Origin of the sequence: Actinosynnema sp. NPDC023658 (assembly GCF_040639995.1) — a bacterium.
Classification (GTDB): domain Bacteria; phylum Actinomycetota; class Actinomycetes; order Mycobacteriales; family Pseudonocardiaceae; genus Actinosynnema.
In genome coordinates this window covers 1-1,387 of the sequence record NZ_JBFAAX010001290.1, presented here as the reverse complement: position 1 = coordinate 1,387, position 1,387 = coordinate 1, and the positions used below count along the sequence as shown (strand labels likewise).

Genomic DNA, 1,387 nt, shown 5'->3' with positions numbered 1-1,387 from the left:
GCGCCGGCCCGGTGGCCACCAGCCCGGTGACGTGCAGGCCGCCGGTGACGTGGTCGAGCCGCAGGTCGACGTCGGTGAAGGTCACCCGCCGGGTGCCGCCGCGCCCGCGCATGCCGGGCGGGTCGACGCGGACCGAGTCCGACAGCAGCCGCATCGCGGGCGTGCCGGTGCGCTCGACCAACGCCGAACGCGCCTGCGCGGCAAGGGCTTCCGGTGTCGGGTCGAGGTCGTCGACCAGGTGGGCCAGGGCGTCGAGCAGCTCGCGGTCGGTGGTCACCGGGCCACCTCCGCGCCGAGGCGGCGGCGCAGCACGGTCAGGCACCGGCCGCGGGTGGGGCCCAGGCTGTTGACCGGGACGCCGACCGCCTCCGCGACCTGCGTGAACGACAGCTCCGGCGCGAACGCGGCCAGCCGCAGGATCTCCCGGCACCGGTCGGTCAGGGTCGCGTACGCCCGCCACAGCCGGGTGTCGCGCGCGAGCGCCGCGTCCTCCGGCGTGGGCCCGTCGTCGGGCGCTTCCCACGGCTCCAGCGGCACCTCCCGGCCGCGCAGGCGCAGCACGGTCAACGTCTCGCGCCGGGCCGTCGTGACCAGCCACGCGCCCAGCCGCTCGGGGCGGCGGATGCGGGACAGGTTCTCGGCCAGCGCCAGCCACGTGGCCTGGCAGACGTCGGCCGCGTCGTCCGGGCTCAGCCGGTGCGACCGCGGCACCGCCCACACCAGGCGCACGTACCGGCGGACGACCTCGTTCCACGCCCCGACGTCACCGCGGACGGCGTGGGCGAGCAGCTCCGTGTTGTCCCAATCTCGCATGCTCCTTGAGAGCACCGGCGCTGACCTGGGGATACCGTCGCCGCACGATGGTGTGGTCGAGGGAACCGGAGATCGTTCCGGTGCGTCGCGGCCCGGGTCGGGCGTGCGCTACTCGGTGCGCAGCACCTCCGGGCGGATCGCGGAGCGCAACGCGGGCAGCGTGCACAGCGACACCACGAGCACGACGATCGCCGCGGCCGCGACCGTGGTGGCGATCTCGGTCCAGTCGACGCGGAACCGCCCGGCCGGCGCGACCAGCCACGCGGTGCCGACGCCGACGGGGATGGCCAGGCCGATGCCGAGCGCCGCGGGCACCGCCGACTGCCCCAGCGCGGACAGCGCGAGCACCTTGGGCGGCACGCCGTTCGCGGCCAGCACGGCGGTCGGGCGGCGGCGTTCGAAGACCTGGTCCACGGCCGCCGCCGCGAGACCGATCACGGCCAGCAGGGTGAGCAGCACCGAGCCGCCGATGACGCCGCTCCGCAGGGACGTGAACAGCTCCACCTGCCCGGCCTGGAAGTCGCGGCGCAGCGTGACGCCCCGGTCGGCGCGGCTCGTGGCGGCGAGCAGGCGG

3 protein-coding genes are annotated in these 1,387 nt (G+C 76.4%); all 3 read right to left on the bottom strand.

The window, feature by feature from the left end:
• On the bottom strand, positions 1-277 hold a 277-nt coding region (locus AB0G02_RS40380), incomplete at its 3' end, for a hypothetical protein (protein ID WP_360805880.1).
• Positions 274-813, bottom strand: coding sequence for a sigma-70 family RNA polymerase sigma factor (locus AB0G02_RS40375; protein WP_360805877.1), 540 nt, complete (start codon positions 811-813; stop codon positions 274-276). The genes AB0G02_RS40375 and AB0G02_RS40380, both read right to left, overlap by 4 nt.
• Positions 814-921: 108 nt before the next feature.
• A partial coding sequence (locus AB0G02_RS40370; protein WP_360805874.1) for an FtsX-like permease family protein occupies positions 922-1,387 on the bottom strand: 466 nt, incomplete at its 5' end.

What these genes read in the sequence shown, in the direction of transcription:
- AB0G02_RS40375 (WP_360805877.1), bottom strand. Translation starts at nt 813, where the DNA reads ATGCGAGATTGGGACAACACGGAGCTGCTCGCCCACGCCGTCCGCGGT.